This window comes from Xanthomonas campestris pv. badrii, assembly GCF_012848175.1.
Lineage (GTDB): Bacteria > Pseudomonadota > Gammaproteobacteria > Xanthomonadales > Xanthomonadaceae > Xanthomonas > Xanthomonas campestris_C.
Window position 1 is genome coordinate 2,309,376 of the sequence record NZ_CP051651.1, and the last position, 25,684, is coordinate 2,335,059.

Annotated in this window: 23 protein-coding genes and 1 other RNA gene; 11 read left to right on the plus strand and 13 right to left on the minus strand. The window is 66.2% G+C overall.

From position 1 onward, the window contains the following. Nucleotides 1-125: 125 nt before the first annotated feature. Nucleotides 126-746 (plus strand): DNA-3-methyladenine glycosylase, encoded by a 621-nt coding sequence (locus HG421_RS09800; RefSeq protein ID WP_169706227.1) that lies wholly within the window; start codon nucleotides 126-128, stop codon nucleotides 744-746. Here the strand turns inward: HG421_RS09800 and HG421_RS09805 are convergent. Next, nucleotides 686-5,080, minus strand: a complete 4,395-nt coding sequence (locus HG421_RS09805; RefSeq protein ID WP_169706228.1) for a DEAD/DEAH box helicase — start codon at nucleotides 5,078-5,080, stop codon at nucleotides 686-688. The genes HG421_RS09800 and HG421_RS09805 overlap by 61 nt on opposite strands. A gap of 353 nt (nucleotides 5,081-5,433) precedes the next feature. Between HG421_RS09805 and HG421_RS09810 the strand changes: the two genes are divergently transcribed. Beyond that, the gene (locus HG421_RS09810) at nucleotides 5,434-5,778 is read left to right on the plus strand and encodes a DUF3301 domain-containing protein (protein ID WP_169706229.1); all 345 of its coding nucleotides are present in this window, start codon (nucleotides 5,434-5,436) and stop codon (nucleotides 5,776-5,778) included. A gap of 214 nt (nucleotides 5,779-5,992) precedes the next feature. Here HG421_RS09810 and HG421_RS09815 read toward each other — a convergent pair whose 3' ends face one another. The 8 genes from HG421_RS09815 to HG421_RS09850 all read right to left on the minus strand — a co-directional run bounded on the left by HG421_RS09815 (nucleotide 5,993) and on the right by HG421_RS09850 (nucleotide 13,208). Further along, nucleotides 5,993-6,325, minus strand: a complete 333-nt coding sequence (locus HG421_RS09815) for a hypothetical protein (RefSeq protein ID WP_169708149.1) — start codon at nucleotides 6,323-6,325, stop codon at nucleotides 5,993-5,995. 31 nt (nucleotides 6,326-6,356) lie between these two features. Then, nucleotides 6,357-6,797 (minus strand): ClpXP protease specificity-enhancing factor, encoded by a 441-nt coding sequence (locus tag HG421_RS09820; protein WP_169706230.1) that lies wholly within the window; start codon nucleotides 6,795-6,797, stop codon nucleotides 6,357-6,359. A 78-nt stretch (nucleotides 6,798-6,875) separates the two neighbouring features. Next, on the minus strand, nucleotides 6,876-7,511 hold the full coding sequence (locus HG421_RS09825) for a glutathione S-transferase N-terminal domain-containing protein (RefSeq protein ID WP_064510627.1): 636 nt from the start codon (nucleotides 7,509-7,511) through the stop codon (nucleotides 6,876-6,878). A gap of 680 nt (nucleotides 7,512-8,191) precedes the next feature. Further along, nucleotides 8,192-8,950: a cytochrome c1 gene (locus tag HG421_RS09830; RefSeq protein ID WP_169706231.1), complete on the minus strand. Its 759-nt coding sequence runs from the start codon at nucleotides 8,948-8,950 to the stop codon at nucleotides 8,192-8,194. Then, entirely contained in the window at nucleotides 8,943-10,202 is a 1,260-nt protein-coding gene (locus tag HG421_RS09835) for a cytochrome b (protein ID WP_169706232.1), read from the minus strand. The genes HG421_RS09830 and HG421_RS09835 overlap by 8 nt, the downstream gene beginning before the upstream one ends. After that, a complete protein-coding gene (gene petA, locus HG421_RS09840; RefSeq protein ID WP_169706233.1) occupies nucleotides 10,202-10,846 on the minus strand; it encodes a ubiquinol-cytochrome c reductase iron-sulfur subunit in 645 nt (214 codons plus the stop codon). The genes HG421_RS09835 and petA overlap by 1 nt, the downstream gene beginning before the upstream one ends. A gap of 366 nt (nucleotides 10,847-11,212) precedes the next feature. Beyond that, on the minus strand, nucleotides 11,213-12,193 hold the full coding sequence (locus HG421_RS09845) for a lytic transglycosylase domain-containing protein (RefSeq protein ID WP_169706234.1): 981 nt from the start codon (nucleotides 12,191-12,193) through the stop codon (nucleotides 11,213-11,215). 49 nt (nucleotides 12,194-12,242) lie between these two features. Further along, complete coding sequence (locus HG421_RS09850; RefSeq protein ID WP_169706235.1) at nucleotides 12,243-13,208, minus strand: helix-turn-helix transcriptional regulator; 966 nt, start codon at nucleotides 13,206-13,208, stop codon at nucleotides 12,243-12,245. A 104-nt stretch (nucleotides 13,209-13,312) separates the two neighbouring features. On the opposite strand from HG421_RS09850, the gene HG421_RS09855 reads away from it, so the two are divergent. The 9 genes from HG421_RS09855 (at nucleotide 13,313) to HG421_RS09895 (ending at nucleotide 21,865) form a co-directional block, all read left to right on the plus strand. Beyond that, a complete protein-coding gene (locus HG421_RS09855) occupies nucleotides 13,313-13,954 on the plus strand; it encodes a glutathione S-transferase family protein (protein ID WP_169706236.1) in 642 nt (213 codons plus the stop codon). Between the two features lie 40 nt (nucleotides 13,955-13,994). Further along, nucleotides 13,995-15,449: a tRNA (N6-isopentenyl adenosine(37)-C2)-methylthiotransferase MiaB gene (gene miaB / locus HG421_RS09860; protein WP_169706237.1), complete on the plus strand. Its 1,455-nt coding sequence runs from the start codon at nucleotides 13,995-13,997 to the stop codon at nucleotides 15,447-15,449. Nucleotides 15,450-16,097: 648 nt separating this feature from the next. Next, nucleotides 16,098-17,087, plus strand: coding sequence for a PhoH family protein (locus HG421_RS09865; RefSeq protein ID WP_169706238.1), 990 nt, complete (start codon nucleotides 16,098-16,100; stop codon nucleotides 17,085-17,087). Beyond that, nucleotides 17,084-17,575, plus strand: a complete 492-nt coding sequence (locus HG421_RS09870; protein WP_169706239.1) for a hypothetical protein — start codon at nucleotides 17,084-17,086, stop codon at nucleotides 17,573-17,575. Before HG421_RS09865 ends, HG421_RS09870 begins: the two co-directional genes overlap by 4 nt. A 25-nt stretch (nucleotides 17,576-17,600) precedes the next feature. Next, a complete protein-coding gene (gene ybeY / locus HG421_RS09875; RefSeq protein ID WP_005989771.1) occupies nucleotides 17,601-18,086 on the plus strand; it encodes an rRNA maturation RNase YbeY in 486 nt (161 codons plus the stop codon). Further along, complete coding sequence (locus HG421_RS09880) at nucleotides 18,086-18,604, plus strand: hypothetical protein (protein WP_169706240.1); 519 nt, start codon at nucleotides 18,086-18,088, stop codon at nucleotides 18,602-18,604. Before ybeY ends, HG421_RS09880 begins: the two co-directional genes overlap by 1 nt. An 85-nt stretch (nucleotides 18,605-18,689) precedes the next feature. After that, entirely contained in the window at nucleotides 18,690-19,568 is an 879-nt protein-coding gene (locus HG421_RS09885; protein WP_064510615.1) for an HlyC/CorC family transporter, read from the plus strand. Then, nucleotides 19,565-20,848, plus strand: a complete 1,284-nt coding sequence (locus HG421_RS09890; RefSeq protein ID WP_169706241.1) for a DUF4105 domain-containing protein — start codon at nucleotides 19,565-19,567, stop codon at nucleotides 20,846-20,848. Before HG421_RS09885 ends, HG421_RS09890 begins: the two co-directional genes overlap by 4 nt. A gap of 15 nt (nucleotides 20,849-20,863) precedes the next feature. Next, complete coding sequence (locus tag HG421_RS09895; protein ID WP_169706242.1) at nucleotides 20,864-21,865, plus strand: magnesium and cobalt transport protein CorA; 1,002 nt, start codon at nucleotides 20,864-20,866, stop codon at nucleotides 21,863-21,865. 376 nt (nucleotides 21,866-22,241) lie between these two features. Here HG421_RS09895 and HG421_RS09900 read toward each other — a convergent pair whose 3' ends face one another. From HG421_RS09900 to HG421_RS09915, 4 genes are all read right to left on the minus strand, one after another. Beyond that, nucleotides 22,242-23,606, minus strand: coding sequence for an NAD-dependent succinate-semialdehyde dehydrogenase (locus HG421_RS09900; RefSeq protein ID WP_169706243.1), 1,365 nt, complete (start codon nucleotides 23,604-23,606; stop codon nucleotides 22,242-22,244). Nucleotides 23,607-23,802: 196 nt separating this feature from the next. After that, on the minus strand, nucleotides 23,803-24,654 hold the full coding sequence (locus HG421_RS09905; protein WP_169706244.1) for an ABC transporter permease subunit: 852 nt from the start codon (nucleotides 24,652-24,654) through the stop codon (nucleotides 23,803-23,805). Beyond that, nucleotides 24,651-25,562, minus strand: a complete 912-nt coding sequence (locus HG421_RS09910; RefSeq protein WP_169706245.1) for an ABC transporter permease subunit — start codon at nucleotides 25,560-25,562, stop codon at nucleotides 24,651-24,653. The genes HG421_RS09905 and HG421_RS09910 overlap by 4 nt, the downstream gene beginning before the upstream one ends. Then, nucleotides 25,554-25,629: non-coding RNA, sX9 sRNA (locus tag HG421_RS09915), on the minus strand. The genes HG421_RS09910 and HG421_RS09915 overlap by 9 nt, the downstream gene beginning before the upstream one ends. Nucleotides 25,630-25,684: the final 55 nt, after the last annotated feature.

Sequence of the window (25,684 nt, forward strand, 5' to 3'; positions counted from 1 at the left end):
GGATATGCGCTTTTGTGACAGGGCAGACGCTCCTGCAGGCCCCGATTCGGAAAACCCCTACCCCTGCGATGGCCCGTCCAGGACGGGGCGCAGGGACATCACGAGCGCCTGGCTAGGCTTGCGGCATGCCGATCACGCCCCTGCCCCGCCAGTTCTACGACCACGATGCGCGCGAGGTGGCCCCGCGCCTGCTCAACAAGGTGCTGGTCAGTGTCGATGGACGCAGGGGCCGGATCACCGAAGTGGAAGCCTATTGCGGCAGCGAGGATCCGGCGGCGCATTCGTTCCGGGGCATGACGCCGCGTACCCAGGTGATGTTCGGCGCCGCCGGTCACCTGTATGTGTATTTCATCTACGGCATGCATTGGGCGATCAACGCCGTCTGCGGCGGCGCGCCCGGGCACGCGGTCCTGATCCGCGCACTGGAGCCAGTGGACGGCCTGGACACCATGCAGGCGGCGCGTGGCGGCGTGCCCATCCAGGTGCTGACCACCGGACCCGGCAGGCTGGCGCAGGCGTTTGGCGTGAGCGCGGCCGATAACGGACTGGACCTGACCGATGCCACAGCGCGGCTATGGATCGAAGACGACGGCCTGCCGCCACCGGCTGCGCCGCTGGCAACGCCACGGATCGGCATCCGCAAGGCAATCGAGGCACCGTGGCGCTGGGTGGTGCCCGATAGCCGCTATCTGTCGCGGCCGCCTGCGCGGGCGACCGGTGCGCGCGCCACGCCACCGGGCGGCTGAGCCAACCACTGCTCCAGCGGTGTCGGTTCGGCGGCGCCGGGCCCATGCTGCAGCACCTTCAGCGCCTGCGCGCCCTGCGCGGCGTCGAGCTCCTGCAACGGCGCGAAGCGCTCGGCCACCCATACCGCCATCGGCATGCCGTCCAGGTACGCCACCCGATTGCCCGGCACCCGCGCGACCCGCTCGCCGGGCAGCAGACTGCCGAGCAGGTTGGCCGGGTCGCTTGCGCTGACGCAGACCCATTGGTGTTGCGGCGCCTGTGCGCGCACGCGGCGCAAGGCGGCAATCGCCTCCGGCAGCGCGAACTGCTCGCCAGACAGACCGGAGATGAAACGGCCACCCCGGATCTCGCCGCGCGCTTCCAGGCGTTGATACATGCGCAGCAACTCGCGCCACGGCGGCAGCCATGCGGCTTCGCGTTCCAACAGCCGCCAGCACACCACGCCATAGCGGCGCAGCAGCGTGCGGGCCACGTGTTCCAGCATGTCCTGGTGGCGCTCGCCGGCCTCCGCCAGTGGCAGCTCCGGCAACGCACGCACCGGCGCCCAGCGGCCGGCATCGCGAATGCCCAACGCGCTGGCGCGGCGGCGTTGGCGCGACAACGCCGATGGCCGCTTGGACGCCGGTACCAGCAGCGCGCGCAGCCCGGCATAGCTGTCGCAGTGCACGCGGCCACGCACGACCAGTTCGCTCAGTGCATCTTCCAGTTCGGTACCCATCAGACGCGCAGTATCGGCAATCTCATCGAAGAACAGCGCGCCCTGCTGCTGCAATACCTCTGCCACGCGCTGCGCGCGCGAACCCAGCGGTTCTTCATCGGCGGTACGCGCCAGGCCACTCCAGCGCTGCGCCTGCCGTCGCGGTAGCAGCACGATCGGGGTTGACCGCAACGCGGCGCCGCTGCGGCCGCCACCGGGGCGCAGCCGCGCCCACACGGTACGCCCGGCGGTGCACAGTTCATCCAGCCACGCCGGCTGGTAGTCGCGCACGCGTGCCGGCAGCAATTCGGTTTCCCAGAGCACCGCCGGTGCTTCGAAGCCTTCCAGCTGCCCCACCACGCCGGCCAGCGCATCGGGGCCGGCAACCCGGCCGGCGCTGTCCAGGTGCTGCCATTCGAACAGGAAACGCGCGTAGTCGCGCTGCGACACCGGCTCGATCTCGCGCCGCAGCCGCCCCAGGGTGTAGCGATGGATGCGCGCAAGCAGATGCCGTTCGCACCACTCTTGCGCCGCTGCCTGCGCGCTGAAATGCCCGGCCATGACATAGCCTTCGCGCTGCAGTGCCGCCAACGCCAGTGCAACGTCGGTCTCGGGCAGGCGCAGCGCGCGCGCCAGCGCCGGCACCTGCGCCGGGCCGACTGCCGACAGGCGCCCACGCAACAGCTCGCGCACCGCCCAATCGCGCTGCCAGTCGGCCACCTGACAGTCGAGCGGCGCCTGCAACGGCGGTTGCGCCGCTGCATCCGGGTACAACGGCATGAACCAGGCGATGCGCTCGGCGCTCACCCACAGCGCAGGCGCAGCGTCGATCGTCAGGCAACTGGCACGGCCATCGGCGACCAGCGCCGCCAGCCAGGCCTGCCACGCTGCCTCGGTGGCTTCTTCGACCGGCAGCACGCCCAGGCCCACCAGCGCCTCGTGCATTTCGTCGGCATCGCGCGGTTGCGGCCAGGCCTCTTCGCGTACCGCTGCGATCGCCTGCGGATCCAGTTGCCCCAGATCGTCGCTGCCCTGTGGCGTGTAGCGGCGGCCCTGCACGGCCTGGGTGCGGCGCTCTTCCAGCGGCGCATCGTCCAGAAACGCGTACGGGCGTGCGTTCAAGGCTTCGGCCGCCAACGGCGATGGCGCCGCCAGGTCGCGTGCCAGCAGCGTGATCGCACCGGATTCCAGACCACGCAACACCTGCAGCCAGCCTTCGCTGTCCATGGCCTGGTGCAGGCAGTCCTCCAGTGTCTGCGCCACCAGCGGGTGGTCCGGCACGGCGCGCTCGCCGACCAGGTTCTCCGCGCACGCCACCTGGTCCGGGAACACCGTGGCCAGCAGGTCCTCGGACTTCATGCGCTGCAGCTGCGGCGCCACCTTGCTACCGCCGGTGAAACGCGGCAGCGCCATCGCATTGGTGGCATTCCAGCGCCAGCGCACACCGAACAGTGGCGCATCCAGCAATGCCTGGATCAGCACATGCTCGGCAGACGACGAATGCAGGTAGCGGCCCACCTCCTCCAGCGCGAAACTGTGGCTGGTGGATAGCGACAACACGATGGCATCTTCGGTGGCGGCAGCCTGCAGTTCGAAGTTGAAGGTGCGGCAGAATCGTTTGCGCAGCGCCAGGCCCCATGCACGATTGATACGGCTGCCATAGGGCGAATGGAGTACCAGCTGGGTGCCGCCGCTGGCGTCGAAGAAACGCTCCATCACCAGGCACTGGCGGGTCGGCATGGCGCCCAGCGCCGTGCAGGCCTGCGCCAGGTAGTCCACCACCTGCTGCGCCGCTTCCGGCGCCATGCCCAGTTCATCGCACACCCAGGCGCGCGCGGCCGGATGCGGCCTCGTGTCCAGCCGGGCCGCGATCTCGCCACGCAGACGCGACACGGCCACCGACAGCTCATCGCTGCGCCCGGGTGCCTCGCCCAGCCAGAACGGAATGTTCGGCGGCGCGCCCCTGGCGTCCTCCACGCGTACGCGCCCGGCCTCCACGCGCAGGATGCGGTAGCTGGCATTGCCGAGCTGGAACACATCGCCGGTGAGGCTCTCCACCGCGAAATCCTCATTCACCGTGCCGATCTTGTCGGCCTGCGGCTCCAGCACCACGCTGTAGTCGCCGGTTTCCGGAATGGTGCCGCCTGAGGTGAGCGCGGTCATGCGCGCACCGCGCCGCGCATGCAGCCGGCGATGTACCGCATCGCGATGCAGATAGCCTGCGCGCGGGCCAAGCCGGGTACTGAAGCCATCGCACAACATGCGCACCACGCTGTCGAAGCTGGCGCGGCTCAGCTGCGCGAACGGCCATGCCCGGCGTACCAGCGCAAACAACGCATCTTCGTCCCAGTCCTCGCGAGCCGCTTCGGCCACGATCTGCTGGGCCAGCACGTCCAGCGGCGCCAGCGGAATGCGCAGGGTATCCAGTTCGCCTCGGCGCACGCTGTCCAGCAGCGCGGCGCATTCGACCAGTTCGTCGCGGGTCTGCGGAAACAGGCGCGCCTTGGGCGTGCCGCCGACCTTGTGTCCTGAGCGTCCGGCGCGTTGCAGGAAGGTGGCGATCGAGCGCGGCGAACCGAGCTGGCACACCAGATCGACATCGCCGATATCCAGCCCCAGCTCCAGCGAGGCAGTAGCCACCAGCACGGTGAGCTCGCCGGCCTTGAGCCGCTGCTCGGCCAGCAGGCGCGTCTGCCGCGACAGGCTGCCATGGTGCGCGGCCACCCGCTGCTTGCCGAGCAACTCGCCCAGATGCCGCGCGGCACGTTCGGCCATGCGCCGCGTATTGACGAACACCAGCGTGGTGCGATGCTGCTGCGCCAGCGCGGCCACCTCGGCATAGACCTGCAGCCATTGATCGTTGGACATCACCACGCTCAGCGGCGTGGGCGGCAAGGCCAACGCCAGGTCGCGCGCCCGCGCATAGCCGATGTCCACGATCTCGCACTGTGGCGCCACGCCGTCCTCGCCCACGCCGACCAGGAATTGCGCCACCGTCTCGATCGGCTTCTGCGTGGCCGACAGCCCCACCCGCACGATCGGCCGCTCGGCCAGGCGCTGCAGCCGCTCCAGCGTCAGGCTCAGATGGCTGCCGCGCTTGTCGGCGGCCACCGCATGGATCTCGTCGACGATGACGGTACGCACATGCCGCAGCGCATCGCGCCCGGACGCCGACCCCAGCAGCACGTACAGGGATTCCGGCGTGGTGACCAGGATATGCGGCGGCACCCGCCGCGCCTGTGCGCGCTCGCGCTGCGGCGTATCGCCGGTACGCACCGCCGTGCGCACCGCCACGTCCGGCAGCCCGTTGGCAGCCAACGCCGCGCGGATGCCCTGCAATGGCGCCTCCAGATTGAGATGAATATCGTTGGATAAGGCCTTCAGCGGCGAGACATAGACCACACGGGTTTGGTCCGGCAGCGCGCCACCATGGTCCAGGCCGTCGCGGATCAGGCCATCGATGGCGGCGAAGAACGCAGTCAAGGTCTTGCCCGATCCGGTGGGCGCGGCCACCAGCGTGTGCCGCCCGGCCTGGATCGCCGGCCACGCCGCACTCTGCGCCGGCGTGGGCGCAGCAAAGGTCTGCGCGAACCAGCCGGCGACCACAGGATGAAATTGCTGCAGAACAGGATGCATGGGCGATACCAGTCGCAGATGACCCGGTAAGCCGAATGGGGTCAGCGCGGAATTTACATTCAATGCGGGACGTTCCTGTGAGGTGGCGCCGCTGCGGCGCGGATGCAAGCCGGCATCTGCAGCGGTGGTGAACGGATTCACGGGCGTCTGTTGCCCTCGCTCCCTTCCCTCGCTCCCCAGGCAACCTCGAGAAAGCTGCGTCATGAAAGCGAGGCCCTGCTCCCCAACGACGCGCGTGGTGTTGCTCACGCGACGGAGCCTTCGACGCCGAACTCCCGACATCGCTGCGTCGATCAGTAGAGAGCCACGGCCTTGCGATTGTCGAGCAAGCACGGCCATGGCACATTGGCGCCATGCCTAGTCTCATCGTCTTCATGATCGTTGGCGCGGCGATCGTCGCGTTCTGGAACTCCTCGCGTGCCGCCGCCGAACGCGCCGAGGTGCTGGGCCGCAATGCCTGTCGTGCCGCCGATGTGCAGTGGCTGGATCAAAGCGTGCACTCCACCGGCATCCGCCTGTGCCGCATGCCCACCGGCTGGCTGGGGTTCGAGCGGACCTTCCGCTTCGACTATTCCTACGACGGCGTGGATCGCCACAGCGGCAAGCTGGTGCTGCGCGGCGATCAACTGATCGCCTTCACCGGCCCACAGGTGGCCAGCGTGCGGGCGTTGCACCCCGAGCAGGGACGCCTGGAATGAGGCGACGCACGCTGTAGCGCTTGGGAGCACGACCGCACACGCTGGACGCTGCTGAAGCGTTGCAGCAACGCGCGTCACTGTCATCGAGCGGTCGGATCTGACGAGCATGCCAGCACGTGCCGGGTTCGCTGCCGGTGCTCGTCCTTCATGGCCGCAGCGAGATGGCCGCAGCGAGACGATCCCGTGCCTGATGGGCACCGCACGTCCCGCTTGTTCACTTGCCAGCCGTCAACTCCTCGGGCACTGGCTCATAGCCATTGCCCCTGCCGCTCAGCCAGTGCAGTTCCCGCTTGCCTTCACCGCGCAGATGCAGTTGCGCAAACACGCACATTGGCCGCGCAAGATCGGCAGCCTTCAGCAGGCGCGATTTCCCGCCAACGTCGAGACTGAGAAAGTGCGCTTCATCGGGCGTATCGGTATAGCTGCGCGCGATCAGGCAGGCCGCACCGTCGCTGAAGCGATAGAGGTCGTACTCGTAGTAATAGTCGTATGCGCCGGACGCATCGGGCTCACTGCAATCGACATGCCGGGTGCGCTCCACTTGTATTGGAACGCTCCCGTCGCGCATGTCGGCCGAGCTACTTGACCACGCGCAGATGCGGACGCTTGCCGCCACTGGGCGGCTCGTCGGGGGTCGGCGCACTTGGCGGCGGCGCGCCGGGATCCGGCGGCTCGCTGCTGGTGCCGGGGATGTCGTCCGGCAATGCCATGCCCTGCCCGGTCTCGCGCGCATACACCGCCAGCACGGCGGCCATCGGCACCATCACCGGGTGGCTCACGCCACCGAAGCGCGCGGTGAAGCTGACGCCTTCGTTATCGACCTGCAGCCCGACCACGGCGCGCTCGGCGATATTCAAGACAACACGTCCATCCTTGACGGCGCTGGCGGGCACCTGCACGCCAGGCAGCCCTGCGTCCACCAGGACGTGCGGCGTCATGCCGTTGTCGTTGATCCATTCGACCAAGGCCCGCAGCAGGTACGGGCGATGGCTGGTCATGCGGGGGAAATCTTCGCTCATGACGTCATTTTACCCGGACACGGCCCGCAGCGGCGGCCAAGCGCTCGCAACACGGTCTGTTGGCATACAGCCGTCGCATCAGCCCGGCAGGTCGCGCAGCTTCTTTTCCTGCTCGGTGAGGCTGCGGATGAAGCCAGGGTTGCGGAAGATCCGGTTGCCGTAGTCCTCGATCGCCTTGCCGTCCTTGGGCAGGCTGATTTCCAATGCGTCCAGTCGCCAGATGATCGGCGCCATTGCGCAATCGGCCAGACTCATTTCCGGGTTGAGGAAGAACTTGCTGGCCTTGAACAGCGGCACCGATGCGGTGAGCAGTTCCTTCAGGCGCTTGCGGCCGGCTTCGGCCTGGGTCTTGTTGCCGAGCTGGATCGCCTGCACCTGCGGCACCCAGTCGTGCTCGATGCGCAGCATCGCCAGACGCAGGCGCGCACGCGAGAGCGGGTCGACCGGCATCAACGGCGGATGCGGGTAGCGCTCGTCCAGGTATTCGCTGACCACCGATGCGGCGTACAGCACCAGGTCGCGCTCGACCAGGGTCGGCACCGAGTGATAGGGATTGAGATCGATCAGATCTTCGGGGGGATTCTGCGGGTCGACCGGCACCAGGTCGTAGGTCACCCCTTTCGCCGCCAGGACCAGACGGACCCGGTGGCACAACACGTCATCGTTGGACGAAAACAAGGTCAAGGTATTGCGCATACGCACACTCGTCGCCATTCAAGGCTCTCCGACGACCGGAATCCGCCGGCCGCATCGGCGCGGCCGGCCCAACGCCGACCATCACCACGGTCTATCGAGTGTGCAATCACGTCACGCAAAAGCCAAGAGTGATAGGGCGCATTGACACCTGGGCAGCAGGTGATGTTGCGGGTCAGTCAGGGATGGAGAGCATGGCCTGACGGATCGACCCGGCGTCGGTGACGTGCGCCTCGCCCAGTGTCCACGGAGGCTGGCAGCTAGATGGGCATCGACGTCGGCGTGCCTTGCATCGATGCTGTCTGACCCTTGCACGGCGCGATCAGGACGTACGCCGTGCCAGCTAGCGTATTAATGCGGGGCCGGATCGGCTACTGCGATGGCTGGTCGACGGTTCGGGCTGCAACGACTGCAACGGCTGCACGCACGATGAGCGCGGACCCAGGCCTGGTGAAGGGGCTGCGTGCGCTGTCAAGCGCGACTTGGCGCCTGAGGCTGCGCAATCGTGTGCTGTGTTCAATGGCGTGTTTCGCGCAGCATCTCGAGGGATGCTGGCGACCGTTCGGCAGAGTGCGCTTGTTTGCGAGCACCATGCTCCACGTGCGCGCCGTACCCTCACCCCAACCCCTCTCCCGCCGGGAGAGGGGCTGCCTGGCTTTGCTGACTGGTCTTACTGCCGGATCGATGCGCGTGCGGTCCGTTCAATGCACGTCCTTCCAGTATTCCTTCTTCAGCAGGTAGGCAATGAAGGTGAGCAGCGCCAGGAACAGCACCACCCACACGCCCATGCTTTGCCGCTTCAGCGCAGCCGGCTCGCCCGCATACTCGAGAAAGTTGGCGATATCGCGCACGGTCTGGTCAAACTCCACCGGCGTCTGACGCCCCGGCTGCCCCAGCTTCAACGCCTCCACAGGCTTGTCGCCGGTAGCCTTGTCGACCGGGCCGAACTGCGCTTGTTGCAGGCCTTGCAACTCCCACAGCGGGTTGGGCATCGACGCGTTCGGGAACAGCTGGTTGTTCCAGCCCAGCGGTCGGGTCTGGTCCAGATAGAACGACTTGAGATAGGTGTAGACCCAGTCGGTACCGCGCACGCGTGCGATCAAGGTCAGGTCCGGCGGCGCCTTGCCGAACCACTTGGCGGCCGCATCGTGCGGCATGGTGCCCTCGATATGCTCGCCGACCTTGGCGCCGGTGAAGTTGAGGTTGCTCATGACCTCCGCTTCGCTCAGACCCAGATCGCTGGCCATGCGCGAATAGCGCAGGTATTTGAGCGAATGGCAGCCGGAGCAATAGTTCATGAACAACTGCGCGCCGCGTTGCAGCGATGCGCGGTCGCCCAGGTCGTTACCGGCCTGCTGCACCTTTCCACCTTCGGCCGCGATTGCTCCTGCGGCCAGGGTCAGGCCACACAGCAATGCGGCCACGCGCGACTTCCATGACGTCACGTTGGGATTAGTCATGGGTGGTCACCCGCTCCGGCACCGGCTTGGTCTTGTCCAGCCGTGTCCACACCGGCATGGTGATGAAGAAGGCGAAGTACAGGAAGGTCAACACCCGCCCGACGTAGGTCTCGTGCGCGTCGGTGCCGGGGCCGGAACCGATCACGCCCAGCCACACGAAGCACACTACCAGCACGCCCAACGCCGCCTTCGAGATCCAGCCGCGGTAACGCACCGAGCGCACCTTGGCGCGATCCAGCCACGGCACCAGGAACAGGATGGCGATCGCCGAGAACATCACCAGCACGCCACCGAGCTTGTTGGGCACCACGCGCAACATGGCGTAGTACGGCGTGTAGTACCACACCGGCTTGATGTGCTCGGGCGTCACCAAGCGGTTGGCCTCGGTGAAGTTGTCATGCTCCAGGAACAGGCCACCGAAGGCCGGCGCGAAGAAGATGATGAAGGCCGCGATCAGCAACAGGAAGCCGACGCCGACCAGATCCTTGACCGTGTAATACGGATGGAACGGAATGCCGTCGGCCGGCTTGTGCGCATCCCAGCGATTGCCCTTGGGGCCCTTCTTGATGTCCACGCCATCAGGGTTGTTAGAGCCCACTTCGTGCAGCGCGCCGATGTGCAGCACGATCAGCAGCAACAGCACCAGCGGCAGCGCGATCACATGCAGCGCGAAGAAGCGGTTGAGCGTGGCATCGCCGGGCAGGTAGTCGCCCATGATCCACTCGGTCAAGCCGTTGCCGATCACCGGAATGGCGCCGAACAGCGAGATGATGACCTTCGCGCCCCAGAACGACATCTGCCCCCAGGGCAGCACATAGCCCATGAAGGCTTCGGCCATGAGCACCAGGTAGATCAGCATGCCCAGGATCCACACCAGCTCGCGCGGCTTCTGGTAGCTGCCGTACATCAGGCCGCGGAACATGTGCAGGTACACCACGATGAAGAACAGCGAGGCGCCGGTGCTGTGCATGTAGCGGATCAGCCAGCCCCACTCCACGTCGCGCATGATGTATTCGATCGAGGCGAATGCATCGGCGGCGCTGGTCTTGTAGTGCATCGTCAGGAAGATGCCGGTGACGATCTGGTTGACCAGCACCACGATGGCCAGCGAGCCGAAGTAGTACCAGAGGTTGAAGTTCTTCGGCGCGTAGTACTCGCTGATGTGCTTGCGGTACATGGGCATCAGCCCGGGCGCACGTTCGTTGACCCACTCGAACACACCGTTGGCGGAACGGACCAGGATATTGCTCATCACGCAGCCCCCGTGCTGTTGGCCGACTTGCCGGCAGCGTCCGGATCGACGCCGATCACCAGGGTGTTGTCGTCGACATAATGGTGTGGGGGCACCAGCAGGTTGATCGGTGCGGGCACGCCATCGAAGACGCGGCCGGACATGTCGAAGCGCGACTTGTGGCAGGGGCAGAAATAGCCGCCCTTCCACTGCGGGTCGTAGGGCTCGGGACGGATCTCGGCCACCATTTCCGGCGAGCAACCCAGATGCGTGCACAGCCCGACCAGTACCGAGATATCGGATTTGATCGAGCGGTACTCGGGGTTCTTCAGCACGTACTCGGGCTGCTGATCCTTGTTCTCGGACTTGGGGTCCTTGAGCCGATCGTCCAGGGAGGGCAAGGCATCGAGCACCGCCTTGGAGCGCTTGACGATCCAGATGGGCTGACCGCGCCATTCCAGGACCAGGCGTTGTCCTTCCTGCAAGGCGCTGATGTCGGCGGTCACCGGTGCGCCGGCCAGCTTGGCCCGTGCACTGGGATTCCACGACTTCACGAACGGAACTGCAACAAATCCTGCTCCGACCGCACCGACCACGGCCGTTGTCGCGGTCAAGAACCGACGACGCCCGGTATCGGCGGGTGCGTTAACCCCATCGTTGGCCATCCGGCTCTCCGATCTTGATTAGGTAGCGTGAGGCTGCCAACGGCTGGCGGGGGGTCCAGCCGCGATGAATCGACCGCAGTGTAGCGGAACGCTTAATGCACAGACAATGCAATGTACGCAGTCCGAGCCATGCGATGCAATGGCCGCTGTGCGAGGTCGCTGTTGGTGATGCATGCGCGGCCGGAAACGTACCTGCATGGCTGTGACGCAGTGCGCGGCGCCGGCGCGTTGCGACAGCGGACATGACGCGGCGCTGCATCGCCTCCGCGCATGCCGCAGCGGCGATCGCGCGGCGCGCCATCGCAACATTAGGGAACGATCACGGCACGCCTGTCTGCAACGCGCAATGGGCGCGCAGTCGCATGCTCAGTTGGCGGTGGCGGTCTGCCCGCGATAGCGCCCGGCCAGCAGGCCGACGCGCTGCACGTAGCGCTGGGTTTCGCTGTACGGCGGCACGCCGCCGTAGCGATCCACCGCACCTTCGCCGGCGTTGTAGCCGGCCGCGGCCAGGGTCAGGTCGCCATTGAACCGCTTCAGCAACCACGACAGATATTGCACGCCGCCGCGAATATTTTGCGATGCATCATAGGCATCGCTGACCCCGAAGCGCCGTGCGGTTCCCGGCATCAACTGCATCAGCCCCTGCGCGCCGGCGCGGCTGAGCGCCAGCGGGTTATAGGCGGACTCGGCATGGATGATGGCGCGCACGATCGCTTCTTCCACGCCGAACTCGCGCGCCGCCGAGGCGATCTCCTGCTGGTAGGCAGCCGTGTTGAGCCGGATCGCACCGAAGTTGACGCCCGGCTGGGCACCGCAGGCGTAGCAGGTCTCGATGAAACTGTAGTGGATGGTGCGCAGGCCCTCGATGCTGGCGACCTGACGTGGGCGAGCGCTGGTGTAATGGCGCACGCCGTCCTTCATATAGGAGTAGACCTGCCCGCTGACCACCCGGCGCGGGTTGACCGCCACCGGCGCAGCGGCAGGCACGATGGAGTTGGCGCTGTCGGCAGCCGGTAACGTGCGCGGCAGCGACGGCGCAGCGGTCTCGGCCGTGCGCCGGGGCTGGCTGATGATGGTGGCAGGCGCGCCACTGTCGATGTTGGCGACCGGGCGCGCCGCTGCCTGCGACAGCGCCGGCGCCGGGCCCACGGGCGTGGCATGCGCTCGCCGGACCGACCGATCGGGCGTGTAGCTGCTGATGACGCTGCAGGTGGCCCCGCTCTGGCGCTTGCTCAGATAGCTGGTGATGCCGTCGCCGCTGACACACTTGTACAGCGTGCCGGCGCTGGCCGGCGCAGCCGACAACGTGACGAGCAACAGCCCCAGCAATCTTGACATCCCCTTCATGCGGCGGAGTGTCCCAGCTTGCCCGGGGCTTGCCAAGAGGCCGCGCCACTCAGGCCGACGGCCGGTCCAGTTGCGCCCGCAAACTGTCCAGGGCAGCGAGCAGCGGCGTGCGCATCCCGGGCGGGGTGATCGCCTCGAATGGAATCTCCAGCACCAGCAGGTTGGCCACCAACATCGGCATGCTCGGGGCGCCCAGTCCCAGCCAGCAATGCCCTGCCCCGTCGGCTTCCAGTGCACCCAGCCACGGCGGGATCTGCGCGGCCAGCGTTTCCAGCGATCCGGGCAGGCGGACCCGCACACGGCACGGAAACGGTGCCTCGCCGATGGCCTTGCGCAGCAGCTGGAGCGGTTCCTCGGGCAGCGCGCGCGCGGCGAACTGCGCACCGGTTGGCACTGCCTGATCGATGCGGTCCGCGCGCAGTGTCCGCCAGGCCTGGCGTTCGCAGTCCCAGGCCAGCAGGTACCAGCGCCGCCCGTAGTTGACCAGCAGCGCCGGCTCGACACAGCGGATGATGGCCTCGCCGGAGTGGCGCCGGTAGTGCAGCCGCAGGGTGGTGCGGTCGCGGCATGCGCCGGCCAGTTGCGCCAGTACCGCCGCGTCCACCAGGGTGTCGGCTTCGCCCAGCGGCATGCTGGCCATGGCGGCGTGCGCGGCACTGGCACGCTGGCCACTGCGCCGCGGCAGCAGCGGGTCGAGCTTGGCCAGTACGCGGGTGGCGGCCGCGTCCATGCCACGGATGGCCGGCGTGGCCGCGCGCAGGGCGATCGCCACGGTCAACGCTTCCTCTTCCTCGAACAACAGCGGCAAGGTGGCCGCGCCCTGCCCCAGCCGGTATCCGCCGCCGCTGCCCGGCGCCGCATGCACCGGGTAGCCCAGCGTGCGCAGGCGATCGATGTCGCGGCGCAGGCTGCGCGGGTGCACCTCCAGACGCGCGGCCAGGGTCGCGCCCGACCAGCTCCGCCCACCTTGCAGCAGGGAGAGAAGTCGCAACAGACGGGCAGCGGTGGAGGCCATGACCAAACGGTATTGCGGACAGAAACTGTCCGCAAGCACTCCGTAGCATCGTCATACCAGCCATCACTGATCCACCACCCCACGCGCCGCCCGAGGAGATCGCAATGTCAGACGACCGCCACATCACCCTGTTCCACAATCCCCGCTCACGCTCGCGCGGCGTGCTGGTGCTGCTGGAAGAACTGGGCGCCAATTACAGCCTGCAGCACATCGACCTGGAACGGGAGCAGCAGCGCACGCCGGCGTTCCTGGCACTCAATCCGATGGGCAAGATCCCTACCGTCGTCCATGGCAGCTGCGTGGTCACCGAGCAGGGAGCCATCTACCAGTATCTGGCCGAGCTGTATCCGGAAGCCGGCCTGTCGCCGGCGCCGGGCGAGACCGACCGGGGCGCCTACCTGCGCTGGCTGGCGTTCTACGGCTCGGCCTTCGAGCCGGCGATCATCGACTTGGCGCTCAAGCGCGAGGCGCCACCGCGCTCGCTTTCGCCCTATGCCGACGCCGCCACTGTACTGGCAGTGGTCGATGCGCAGCTGGCCAAGGGCGACTACCTGCTGGGTGCACGCTGTAGTGCGGCCGACGTGCTGTGGGGCGGCGCACTCGGGTGGATGGTGGAGTTCGGCCTGGTCGACCCGCCAGCACCGACCCGTGCCTACATCGCCCGGATGGCCGCGCGCCCGGCGGTGGCGCGTGCCGGGGCGGTCGACCACCCCGCCGGTGCGGACGCTGCCGGCACAAGCGGGTAAACTGCGCGGCTTCGTTCACCACCCGCCTGGAATAAGCGCCATGCCCGGGACATCCGTTTCCGACCTGTCCACGGCCACCGCCGTGGACGCTCCCGCCCTCGTGCCGTTGCCGGTCGCCCGCCCGGCAGCGCCTGCCGTGGTGCGCGGCAAGCTGTACATCAAGACCCACGGTTGCCAGATGAACGAGTACGACTCGGCCAAGATGGCCGACGTGCTCGCCGCCTCCGAGGGCCTGGAGCTGACCGACAACCCCGAAGACGCCGACGTGGTGCTGGTCAACACCTGCTCCATCCGCGAAAAGGCGCAGGAGAAGGTGTTCAGCCAGCTGGGGCGCTGGAAGGCGCTGAAAGCCGGCGGCAAGCCGGTGATCATCGGCGTGGGTGGTTGCGTGGCCTCGCAGGAAGGCGAAGCGATCGTCAAGCGCGCACCCTACGTGGACCTGGTGTTCGGCCCGCAGACCCTGCACCGGCTGCCCGAGCTGATCCGCGCCCGCCGCGAGTCGGGCAAGTCGCAGGTGGACATCAGCTTCCCGGAGATCGAGAAGTTCGACCGCCTGCCCGAGCCGCGCGCGGAGGGGCCGTCGGCCTTCGTGTCGATCATGGAAGGCTGCTCCAAATACTGCTCGTTCTGCGTGGTGCCCTACACCCGCGGCGAAGAAGTCAGCCGGCCGTTCGAGGACGTACTGGTGGAAGTGGCGCAGCTCGCGGCGCAAGGCGTGCGCGAGATCAACCTGCTGGGCCAGAACGTCAATGCGTATCGCGGCGCGTACGGCGCCGATGCGGGCGAGGCGGTGCAGTACGCCGATCTGGGTCTGCTGATCCGCACCATCGCGCAGATCGAGGGCATCGGCCGCATCCGCTTCACCACCTCGCATCCGCTGGAGTTTTCCGACTCGCTGGTGGATGCGTATCGCGACGTGCCGCAGCTGGCCAACTATCTGCACCTGCCGGTGCAGGCTGGCAGCGACCGTATCCTGTCGGCGATGAAGCGCGGCTACACCGCGCTGGAATTCAAATCCAAGATCCGCAAGTTGCGCGCGGTGCGCCCGGATATCTCGATCAGCTCGGACTTCATCGTCGGCTTCCCCGGCGAGACCGAGGCGGACTTCGAAAAGACCATGAAGCTGATCGAGGATGTGGGCTTCGACCAGAGCTTTTCGTTCGTGTATTCGCGCCGCCCCGGCACCCCGGCCGCGGATCTGCACGACGATACCCCCGAGGCGGTCAAGCAGGCACGCCTGGCAAGATTGCAGGCGCAGATCAACGCGCATGCGGCCGGCATTTCGCAATCCATGGTCGGCAGCGTGCAGCGCGTGCTGGTGGAAGGTCCGTCGCGGCGCGACCCGAACGAGCTGACCGGCAAGAGCGAGAACATGCGCCCGGTGAATTTCCCGGGCAATCCGCGGCTGATCGGCCAGTTCGTCGATGTACTGATCACCGAGGCGATGAGCAATTCGTTGCGCGGACGCATCCAGTTGAACGATGGCGCGAGCTGATACCGGTTCTTACGCTGCTTGGTCGATGCCGTGATGCGGCATCGACTGCAAGTGGCGTCGATCGATTGCACTGAATGCAGCCAGCTGACGCCGGCCCCAGCCTGCGTTGATACCGAAACTACTCTGCGTGCAGTGCGGAGCGCGCAATGCGCTCGGTTGCCTGCGCTTGCGTCACTGCAACGGTGAGTGTCGCGTTGCGCGCCATGCGCTGGTGCTGAGCTCACCCGGTTGCACGGCCATCCGCATGCCCAGACCCCTCGCACATCCATCGCAGCGGCACAGGCGCTGGAGCGATTCCGGCCACTGGTGAAAATTTCACCAGCAACCCGCCATGCCTTGTGACAGAAGGCGCGGCGGTACTTACCCACAGGCTTTGCCGGATTCGATCCACATCGGGTGTGGACAACCCATTTCATACTGGCGATTTTTTCGCCACCACCCTGCCGAACCTTGCGCCAGTAGGGCTGGCAACTTCTATCCACAGGTTAGTGAGGCGTGACTCCACAGCGATTGTGGAAAACCCGGCCGCACGGCAGGACGATTCCTTGCCGCCAGGTCGCCGACCGCCGGTGTGTTGGTGGGATCACACCCTGCGCGCTACCCTCACCTGCCGCCCTACCGACGCCGCACGCGCTGTCCGATCCGACCATGAACGCACCTGCCTATCGTGATTTCACCCTGCAGCCCGAAGACACCGAGCGCCTGGCCAACCTGGCCGGCCCCTTCGACGCGCACCTGCGCCAGATCGAACTCAAGCTCGGCGTGGAGATCGCCAACCGCGGCAACATCTTCCGCGTCACCGGCCCGGAGCCGGCGATCACCGCCGCCCAGGAGCTGCTGACCGCGCTGTACGACGAAGCGGCCTCGATCACCTTCGACAACCACGCCATCCACCTGCGCCTGAACGATGCCAATGTCGAGCACGTGGTCGAGCGCGCATACCAGCCGCAGGACGTGGCGATCAAGGTCAAGCGCGGCACCGTGCGTGGCCGCGGCGCAAACCAGGCCAAGTACCTGCATGCGATCGCCACCCACGACATCAATTTCGGCATCGGCCCGGCCGGCACCGGCAAGACCTTCCTGGCGGTGGCCAGTGCGGTGGAAGCGCTGAACGAATCGCGCGTACAGCGCCTGATCCTGGTGCGCCCGGCCGTGGAAGCCGGCGAGAAGCTCGGCTTCCTGCCCGGCGACCTCAGCCAGAAGGTGGACCCCTACCTGCGCCCGCTCTACGACGCGCTGTACGAAATGCTGGGCGTGGAAAAGGTGGTCAAGCTGCTGGAGAAGAACGTCATCGAGATCGCCCCGCTGGCCTACATGCGCGGCCGCACGCTCAACGACGCCTACGTGATCCTGGACGAGGCGCAGAACACCACCATCGAACAGATGAAGATGTTCCTGACCCGCCTGGGTTTCGGCTCCACCGCGGTGGTCACCGGCGACCTGACCCAGATCGATCTGCCCAAGCACGTCAAGTCCGGCCTGCGCGATGCGATCGAGGTGCTGCGTGACGTGGAAGGCGCCAGCTTCACCTTCTTCGAAGCGCGCGACGTGGTACGCCACCCGCTGGTGCAACGCATCGTCACTGCTTATGAGAAGCGCGACCAGCAGGAAAGCGCTGCCAAGGGCAATCCCGAGTGAGCAGGACAATTGCCGGCCTGATGCTGGCAATTGCAATGGCAACGCCGGCATCAGTCAACGCCAGCCAGACGCCGCTACCGCCAGAGATCGTCGACCGCGATGTCATTCCGGCCGTCCAGGTGAGGCCGCCTTGTCTTTCCCTGTCTACCGAAGCTGTCAGCATCAGTGTTCCCACCGCAACGCTGCAGGCGATGGTGCCCGGGTATCCCTCGGCACGCTGGTTGCTCGATCTGCCGGGAACGGTCAACGATGCACGCGGTTGCGACAGTTCACCGGTCGCGCATGCGCACCGCGCCAGCCAGTTGCTGATCGGCAAGTTGCTGGAAGACGGCATTGCGGCGGTCTGGTTGCACGATCAGCCCGGGTTCGTTTCAAGCGTGCGGGTGCGCGATTACAATCACGGTTGCGGGCGCGGCCCGCTTGGCAGCTCGAGCTACCGCGTGCCCAATGGGCCCACGGCGCTCCTGCTGATCACCTGCACCCGTTGATCTCTTTGCCCAGGAAGCGCTCGCCATGACCCGTGGACCCGTCCGCCTCGACGTCGCCGTCAGTTATGCGTTGCCACGCGCAGGCCTGCCGTCTGCGGTGAGTTTTCGCAAGTGGGTGGCTGCCGCGCTGAAGGGACGCATCCGCGAGGCCGATCTGGCGGTGCGTGTGGTCGACGAGAAGGAAGGCTGCTCGCTCAACCACCACTACCGCGGCAAGGACTACGCCACCAATGTGCTGAGCTTCCCGGCCGAGCTGCCGGAGGGTCTGCCCAAGGGCATCAAGATGCCGCTGCTGGGCGACCTGGTGATCTGCGCGCCGGTGGTGGCGCGCGAGGCCGCAGAACAGGGCAAATCACTGGCCGCGCACTACGCGCACCTGACCGTGCACGGCACCCTGCATCTACTGGGCTGGGACCACGAAGACGACAAGGAGGCCGATGCGATGGAGCAGCTGGAACGCGAGATCCTGGCCGACCTGGGGATCGAAGACCCCTACGCGGGAGAGCGTTGATGCGCGCGCTGATCGCAGTGAGCTGCCTGCTGCTGAGTCCGGCAGCGGTACTGGCGCAGGGCGCGCCGGTACGCCCCGACCTGCCGGCGTTGATCGAATGCCGCCAGCGCATCGGCGACTTCAATGCATTGGCGCCGGTGCTGGCCGACCCGCTCAAGGCAGTGGCGCTGGGCTGGACGCCGCTGGACCAGTCCAACCTGTTCATGACCGAATACACCCTCAACACGCCCATCAGCGTGTTCGGCCACAGCACCAACCACATCGCTTTTTCCGGCGCCAGCATCATGGCGATCCTGGACCTACCCGATCCGCGCCCGCTGGCCAAGCAACTGGACCTGGAACTGGGCGTGGATAACGCCGACAAGGTCATGTACGGCCGCGAGCTGGTCAGCGAAGACACCACCAACCCCAAGACCGGCGAGGCGATGATCGAATCGGTGGTGCTCAGCGTGACCAACGTCAAATCGCACCCGGGCAAGACCGTGGTGGGCTGCGGTTATAGCCTGGATCTGCCCTGAGACCGGCACCGGGCACGGCGTCCTGCCGGCTTCCTGCTAGACTGCGGCCCAATGCCTGGTTCGCCGGGTGCCGTCCCCCGTCACGATGTCCGAAGACGACAGTAGCTACAGCTCAGAAACCCCCGAAAAACGCCGCAGCTGGCTCGAACGCCTGAGCGCGGCCTTCTCCGGCGAACCCCATACCCGCGACGAACTGGTTGCATTGCTGCGTACCGCCGAACAGGACGGTCTCATCGCCGCAGACACCTTGCGCATGATGGAAGGCGCGATCTCCGTCGCCGAGCTCACCGTGGGCGATGTGATGATTTCGCGCTCGCAGATGGTCTCCCTGCCGGTGGAAGCGCGCTTCATCGACCTGATGAAGCAGGTGGTCGAATCCGGCCATTCGCGCTTCCCGGTGCACGGCGAGAACAAGGACGAAGTGCTCGGCATCCTGCTGGCCAAGGACCTGTTGCGCGGCGTGGTCGCCGACAACGGGCCCGGCAACGTGCGCGAGCTGCTGCGCCCGGCGGTGCTGATCCCCGAGTCCAAGAAGCTCAACGTGCTGCTCAAGGAATTCCGTCTGTCGCGCAACCACATGGCGATCGTGGTGGACGAGTACGGCGGCGTTGCCGGCCTGGTCACCATCGAGGATGTGCTGGAGCAGATCGTCGGCCAGATCGACGACGAGCACGACGACGCCGAGGAAGAGAATTCGCTGATCGCCATCCAGGCCGATGGCCGTTACGTGGTCGACGCGCTGACACCGATCGAGGACTTCAACGAGCGCTTCGGCGCCGAGTTCCCCGACGACGAGTACGACACCGTCGGTGGCCTGGTCACCGATGCGATCGGCCATCTGCCGGAAACCGGCGAAGAACTGACGCTGGGACGCTTCGCATTCCGCGTGGCCAAGGCCGACGCGCGCCGCGTGCACGCCTTCCACGTCACCATCCTGCCGCCCGACCCGCAGGACGACGCTTGAACCCGTTCGCCCGCAGTGCCGGCACGGCGCCGCAGCGCCGTGGCGCCCGGCGATGGCTCGCCTGCTGGGCGCTGCTGCTGATGATGTTGCTGGCAGCGCCGCTCGCCATGGCCCAGGCTGTGCAGGGCGAGGCTGCCCCGGCCATTGCTCCAGCTGCCGCACCGGCGCCGCGCATTGGCGTGGTGACCATGCAACCCGGCGAAGTGTTCTTCGAACGCTTCGGGCATGACGCCATCGTGGTGGTCGACCCACTCACCCAGCAGGCCACCTCATACAACTTCGGCTTCTTCGACCCGAGCGAGCCGGACTTCGTGCCGCGTTTCGCACGTGGCGAAATGATGTATTACCTGGTGGCGCTGCCGCTGGAAGAAGACCTGTCGCAATACCGCAACGTCGGCCGTGGCGTCAGCGTGCAGTGGCTGGATCTGCCGGCCGAGCAGGCACGCGCGCTTGCCGATGGGCTGGCTGTCCGCAGCCGACCGGAAAACGCTCGCTATCACTACGATTATTTCGAAGCCAACTGCGCCACGATGGTGCGCGATGCGCTCGATCGCGCCATGGGCGGCACGCTGAAATCGCAACTGGCCGGCCGCTCGCGCGGCAATACCTACCGCAGCGAGGCGGTGCGCCTGGCCTCCCCTGCCCCGTGGATGTGGCTGGGCTTCGACCTGGGGCTGGGGCCGTACGCCGATCGCCCGCTGTCGCGCTGGGAAGAAGCATTCGTGCCGATGCGCCTGGCCGACAGCCTGACCCAGGCGCACAACAGCGCCGGCCGGCCGTTGGTGCAATCCACCCAGGTGCTGCTGCCGCACCGCATCGCGCCCGAGCCTGCCGAACAGCAGCGACATTGGTGGCCGTGGTTGCTGGCCGGCGTACTGGTGGCCGCCGGCGTGCTGGCACTGCGTCGCCGGCACCGTCTGCTGGCCGGGCTGGCGCTGCCGTTCTGGCTGCTGTGCGCCATCGGCGGGGGCCTGCTGGCGTATCTGTGGGGTTTCACCGCACATCAATCCGCGTGGGCCAACCGCAATCTCTTGCTGGTCAATCCACTGTGTCTGCTGCTGTGGTTTGGTGGCATCCGGCTGCAGCTGGGCCATCGGCCTGGCCGCTGGTTCAATGTGCTGTCCTGGCTGGTGGCAGCCGGGGCGCTGCTGGCCTTGGTGATCCACTGGCTGTCGTTCCAGGCCCAGGACAACCTGCAGTGGGTGATGCTGCTGTTGCCGATCCACGCCGCGCTCGCGATCGCCCTGCAGTCGCGCGACGTGTCGCTCTCTCGACGCTGACCTGACGCTGCGCCCATGAACAACCACGGCCGCCATCCAGACAACCCGTCCTGCGTCATCACCTGCGCGTACTACGACGGCGACGGTGAGCGGCACGACATTAGCCTGGAGCAGATCAGCGACGTGCTGGAGCGCCCGGACGGCTTCGTCTGGGTTGGCCTGTACGAACCGCAGGAATCGGTGCTGCACAAGCTGCGGGACGAGTTCGGCCTACATGACCTGGCGATCGAAGACGCGCTCAAGGCGCACCAGCGCCCCAAGGCCGAGAGTTACGGCAACTCGCTGTTCGTGGTGGTCAATACCGCCCAGCTGGTCAACGAGCGTATCCGTTATGGCGAAACGCATGCCTTCCTGGGCAAGCGGTTTCTGCTGACCGTGCGCCACGGCGCATCGCTGTCGTACACGCCGGTGCGGCATCGGGTCGAGCGCGAGCCGGCGATGCTGCGCATGGGTGCCTCGTTCTGCCTGTATGGCGTGCTGGACTTCGTGGTCGACAACTACCTGCCGATCATGGACGAGTTCCGCGACACGCTGGAACGCCTGGAAAAGGACATCTTTGCCGACGACTACAAGCGCGAGACGGTGGTGCGTCTGTACGAGCTCAAGCGCGAACTCAACAAGATGCGGCTGGTGGTGGCGCCCTTGCAGGACGTGCTCTCGCACCTCAAGCGCAACCCCGGCTCGCTGATCCACTCGGAAGTGGGCATCTACCTGCGCGACGTGCTCGATCATGCGGTGCGCATCAACGACGCGATCGACACCTTGCGCGAAATGCTGGGTACTGCCCTCAGCGTCAACCTGTCGATGGTGACGCTGGCACAGGGCGAAACGGTCAAGCGCCTGGGCGCCTGGGCCGCCCTGCTGGCTGCGCCCACGCTGATCACCAGTTGGTACGGCATGAACTTCACCCACATGCCCGAACTCGACAAGCCCTACGCCTACCCCCTGCTGGTAGGCGGCATCGTCGCCTCCTGCCTGGTGCTGTATCGCCTGTTCAAGCGGGCGCGGTGGCTTTGAGCTGGGATTCGGGAATGGGGATTCGGGAATGGGTAGAGCCGATCTACTGAGTGCTGATTTTTCGCTTGGGGCTTGATTGAGCTACTCGTCTTTTTTACGACTACCACGTATTTCTCCGTCGCAAGTTCTAATGCCGAAGTCTTGAGCAGAGGCTTGAAACAATTGCAGAGCTTCCGCGCCTTGTCGCGGGAGTTGCCGTTGATGCAGCAAAGTAACCAAAACCTGTCGCGTGCGACCCGTACCCTCATCCGCCCTTCGGGCACCTTCTCCCGGCGGGAGAAGGAAGCGCCCTGGCCTTTGCGAATCCCGAATCCCGAATCCCGAATCCCGAATCCCGAATCCCGAATCCCGAATCCCCAATCCCCAATCCCGGACCTCAAGCCACATAGATCGTCTTGATGTTCATGAACTCATGGATGCCGTGATCGGCCAGCTCTCGGCCGAAACCTGAGCGTTTGATGCCACCGAACGGTAGCCGCACATCACTCTTGACCACCGCGTTGACGAAGGCGGCGCCGCACTGCAGTTGCTGGGCGACGCGTTCGCCGCGTTTGGCGTCCGCCGTCCACACGCTGCCGCCCAAGCCGAAGCTGGTGTCGTTGGCCACGCGCACCGCTTCTGCTTCGTCGGCCACTCGAATGATCGAGGCCACCGGGCCGAAGAATTCCTCGTCGTACGCCGGCATGCCGGGGGCGACCTGGTCAAGGATCGTGGCCGGATAGCCTGCATGCGAGCCGGATACCGGCTTGCCGCCCAGTAATATCTTGGCGCCCTTCTCCACGCTGGCCTGCACCTGCTTGTGCAATTCGTCGCGCAGGTCGGCGCGCGCCATCGGTGCGAGTGTCGTGCCTTCCTGTTGCGGGTCGCCGACCACGCGCTTGGACGCAGCGGCGACGAAGCGCTCGATGAACCGGTCGGCGATGGCATCGACCACGATGAAACGCTTGGCCGCGATGCAGGTCTGCCCGCTGTTGTCGAAGCGCGACTGCACCGCCGATTCCACCGTGTGCTCCAACTCCGCATCGTCCAGCACGATGAAGGCATCGCTGCCCCCCAGTTCCATCACGCACTTCTTCAACTGGTCGCCAGCGTTGGCAGCGAGCGAGCGCCCGGCGCGTTCACTGCCGGTCAAGGTCACTGCGGCAATCCGATCGTCGCGCACGACATCGGCGGCCTGGTCGTTGTCGATGTGCAACACATCGAACACGCCTGGCGGAATACCGGCGGCGTCCAGCACCTGCTTCATGGCATCGGCGCAGCGCGGCACATTGCTGGCGTGCTTGAGCAGCGACACGTTGCCGGCCATCAGGCCGGGCGCCAGGAATCGAAATGCCTGCCACAACGGAAAATTCCAGGGCATTACCGCAAACACGCAGCCCAGCGGCTCATAGCGCACATAGCTGGACTGCGCCTCGGTTGGAATTTGGTGCGGCGCCAAATACTCGGCCGCATGATCGGCGTAATACGCACAGGCCTGCGCGCACTTGTCGACCTCGGCCAGCGCCTCGTGGCGCAGCTTGCCCATTTCGGCGGTCATGATGCGTTGCAGGTCGTCGCGCCGCTTGGTCAGCTCTTCGCCGACGCGTCGCAGCAAGGCGCCGCGCTCGGCCAGCGGCAATGCGGCCCAGGCCGGGAATGCCTTGGCCGAAGCGGCCAGGCGCGCTTCGATGCCGGCGGCGTCCAGGGTGTGCTGGGTGTGCTCGACCTGGCCATTGGCCGGGTTGACGGTGTCGTAGGACATGGCGTTCTCCAATAGCAAGGCCGCCATGCTAGTCGCCGGAAAGTTGTAGCCGCGTCACAGCCGGCTGAAATCGGTGCAACGCTGTGTTTGCCAGCGCCGCGACGCACTGCCGCACCTCATCGTGCAACGCGCACCGTGCGGCCCCTGAAAGGGGCCTGCAGAACAATGGAACAGAAAGAGGGAGGAGAACGCGCGCTCAGGCAATCGCGTCTTGCTGCGCCAGCTGCTGATCGCGCAGGCGGCGTTTTTCGCTGCGCGCCAGCAGCCACCAGCCAATCACCACAGCAATCGAGACTGCCAGCACCATCAGCGTGGCCAGTGCATTGATCTTGGGGCTGATGCCCAGCCGCACCGACGAAAACACCTTGATCGGCAACGTGGTGGAACTGGGCCCGGCCAGGAAGCTGGCGATCACCACATCGTCCAGCGACAGCGTAAAGGCCAGCAGCCAGCCCGAGGCCAGGGCCGAGGCGATGATCGGCAAGGTGATCAGGAAGAACACCTTCAGTGGCGTGGCGCCCAGGTCCATCGCGGCTTCTTCCAGCGAGCGGTCCAGCTCCTGCAGGCGCGAGGAAATCACCACCGTCACGAACGACACGGTGAAGGTGACATGCGCCACCCAGATCGCCACCGCGCCGCGTGGCGCGATACCGAGCACCCCGCCCATCGAGACCAGCAGCAACAGGATCGACAGCCCGATGATCACTTCCGGCATCACCAGTGGCGCGGTGATCAAGGCACCGAACACGGTCTTGCCCGGGAATCTGCGCATGCGCACCATCGCCATGGCCGCCATGGTGCCGAGCACGGTCGATGCGCAAGCGGTCCAGAACGCGACCTCCAGACTGACCCAGGCCGCGTCCAGCAATTGCCGGTCGCGCAGCAATTGGCCATACCAGCGGGTGGAAAAGCCGCCCCACACCGTGGCCAGGCGCGAGGCGTTGAACGAATACACCATCAGCAACAGGATCGGCAGATACAGAAAGCCGAACCCCAGCGCGAGGATGCCACCCCCAAGTACGCGCCCACCGCGCGAGGCGCGCATCATGTCAGCCGCCCTTCCAGCTCGCGCTGCTGGTAACGGTGGAAGATCACGATCGGCACCAGCAGCACCAGCAACATGACCGTGGCCACCGCTGCAGCCACCGGCCAGTCGCGGTTGTTGAAGAATTCGCCCCACAACACGCGGCCGATCATCAAGGTATTCGGGCCGCCGAGCATTTCAGGAATGACGAACTCGCCCACCGCCGGAATCATCACCAGCATGCAGCCGGCCACGATGCCGTTGCGCGACAGCGGCAAGGTGATGCTTACAAACGCCTGCCACGGACGCGCGCCCAGGTCGTAGGCCGCTTCCAGCAGGCGCTGGTCGTGCTTGACCAGATTGGCGTACAGCGGCAACACCATGAAAGGCAGGTAGCAATAGACGATGCCGATATAGGCGGCGATCGGCGTGTACAGCAATTGCAGCGGCTGCCGGATCACACCGATCGCCAGCAACGCCTGATTGAGCAGGCCATTGCCATCGAGGATGCCGATCCAGGCATAGACGCGGATCAGGAACGAGGTCCACGACGGCAGCACCACCAGCATCATCGCCACGTTGCGCGTGGCCAGCGGCAGGCGCGCGATCACATACGCCATCGGGTAACCGATCGATAACGCCAGTGCGGTGGAAATCGCCGCGATCTTGATCGAACTCAGGTACGCGGCCACGTACTGGCTGTCGCGCAGCAGCAGCAGATAATTGCCCAGATGCAGCTTGACGCTCACCGCGCCATCGGCCGCATACGCGAACAACGGCGTATACGGCGGCATCGCGGTGGCGCGCTCGGCAAACGAGATCTTCAGCACGATCAAAAACGGGATCGCGAAGAACACCAGCAACCAGAGATATGGCGCGGCGATCACGCCCCAGCGCGCACCCGGCACCCCGCGGCGGAGAGTGGTTAGCAAAACGTAGCGAGCAGTCGCCAGGGGGGTGCGGACGGCGCGGAGGAACCGCAGTGTACGGGTGGTACATGAGGATTCCGAGCACCGGCTGCGCCCCCCTGGCGGCTGCGCAGGAGTTTTGCTGG

Excerpts from the sequence above, each read along its gene's own strand:
- HG421_RS09800 (WP_169706227.1), top strand. The coding sequence starts at position 126 with ATGCCGATCACGCCCCTGCCCCGCCAGTTCTACGACCACGATGCGCGC.
- HG421_RS09805 (WP_169706228.1), bottom strand. The coding sequence starts at position 5,080 with ATGCATCCTGTTCTGCAGCAATTTCATCCTGTGGTCGCCGGCTGGTTC.
- HG421_RS09810 (WP_169706229.1), top strand. The coding sequence starts at position 5,434 with ATGCCTAGTCTCATCGTCTTCATGATCGTTGGCGCGGCGATCGTCGCG.
- HG421_RS09820 (WP_169706230.1), bottom strand. The coding sequence starts at position 6,797 with ATGAGCGAAGATTTCCCCCGCATGACCAGCCATCGCCCGTACCTGCTG.
- HG421_RS09825 (WP_064510627.1), bottom strand. The coding sequence starts at position 7,511 with ATGGCGACGAGTGTGCGTATGCGCAATACCTTGACCTTGTTTTCGTCC.
- HG421_RS09830 (WP_169706231.1), bottom strand. The coding sequence starts at position 8,950 with ATGACTAATCCCAACGTGACGTCATGGAAGTCGCGCGTGGCCGCATTG.
- HG421_RS09835 (WP_169706232.1), bottom strand. The coding sequence starts at position 10,202 with ATGAGCAATATCCTGGTCCGTTCCGCCAACGGTGTGTTCGAGTGGGTC.
- petA (WP_169706233.1), bottom strand. The coding sequence starts at position 10,846 with ATGGCCAACGATGGGGTTAACGCACCCGCCGATACCGGGCGTCGTCGG.
- HG421_RS09845 (WP_169706234.1), bottom strand. The coding sequence starts at position 12,193 with ATGAAGGGGATGTCAAGATTGCTGGGGCTGTTGCTCGTCACGTTGTCG.
- HG421_RS09850 (WP_169706235.1), bottom strand. The coding sequence starts at position 13,208 with ATGGCCTCCACCGCTGCCCGTCTGTTGCGACTTCTCTCCCTGCTGCAA.
- HG421_RS09855 (WP_169706236.1), top strand. The coding sequence starts at position 13,313 with ATGTCAGACGACCGCCACATCACCCTGTTCCACAATCCCCGCTCACGC.
- miaB (WP_169706237.1), top strand. The coding sequence starts at position 13,995 with ATGCCCGGGACATCCGTTTCCGACCTGTCCACGGCCACCGCCGTGGAC.
- HG421_RS09865 (WP_169706238.1), top strand. The coding sequence starts at position 16,098 with ATGAACGCACCTGCCTATCGTGATTTCACCCTGCAGCCCGAAGACACC.
- ybeY (WP_005989771.1), top strand. The coding sequence starts at position 17,601 with ATGACCCGTGGACCCGTCCGCCTCGACGTCGCCGTCAGTTATGCGTTG.
- HG421_RS09880 (WP_169706240.1), top strand. The coding sequence starts at position 18,086 with ATGCGCGCGCTGATCGCAGTGAGCTGCCTGCTGCTGAGTCCGGCAGCG.
- HG421_RS09885 (WP_064510615.1), top strand. The coding sequence starts at position 18,690 with ATGTCCGAAGACGACAGTAGCTACAGCTCAGAAACCCCCGAAAAACGC.
- HG421_RS09895 (WP_169706242.1), top strand. The coding sequence starts at position 20,864 with ATGAACAACCACGGCCGCCATCCAGACAACCCGTCCTGCGTCATCACC.
- HG421_RS09900 (WP_169706243.1), bottom strand. The coding sequence starts at position 23,606 with ATGTCCTACGACACCGTCAACCCGGCCAATGGCCAGGTCGAGCACACC.
- HG421_RS09905 (WP_169706244.1), bottom strand. The coding sequence starts at position 24,654 with ATGATGCGCGCCTCGCGCGGTGGGCGCGTACTTGGGGGTGGCATCCTC.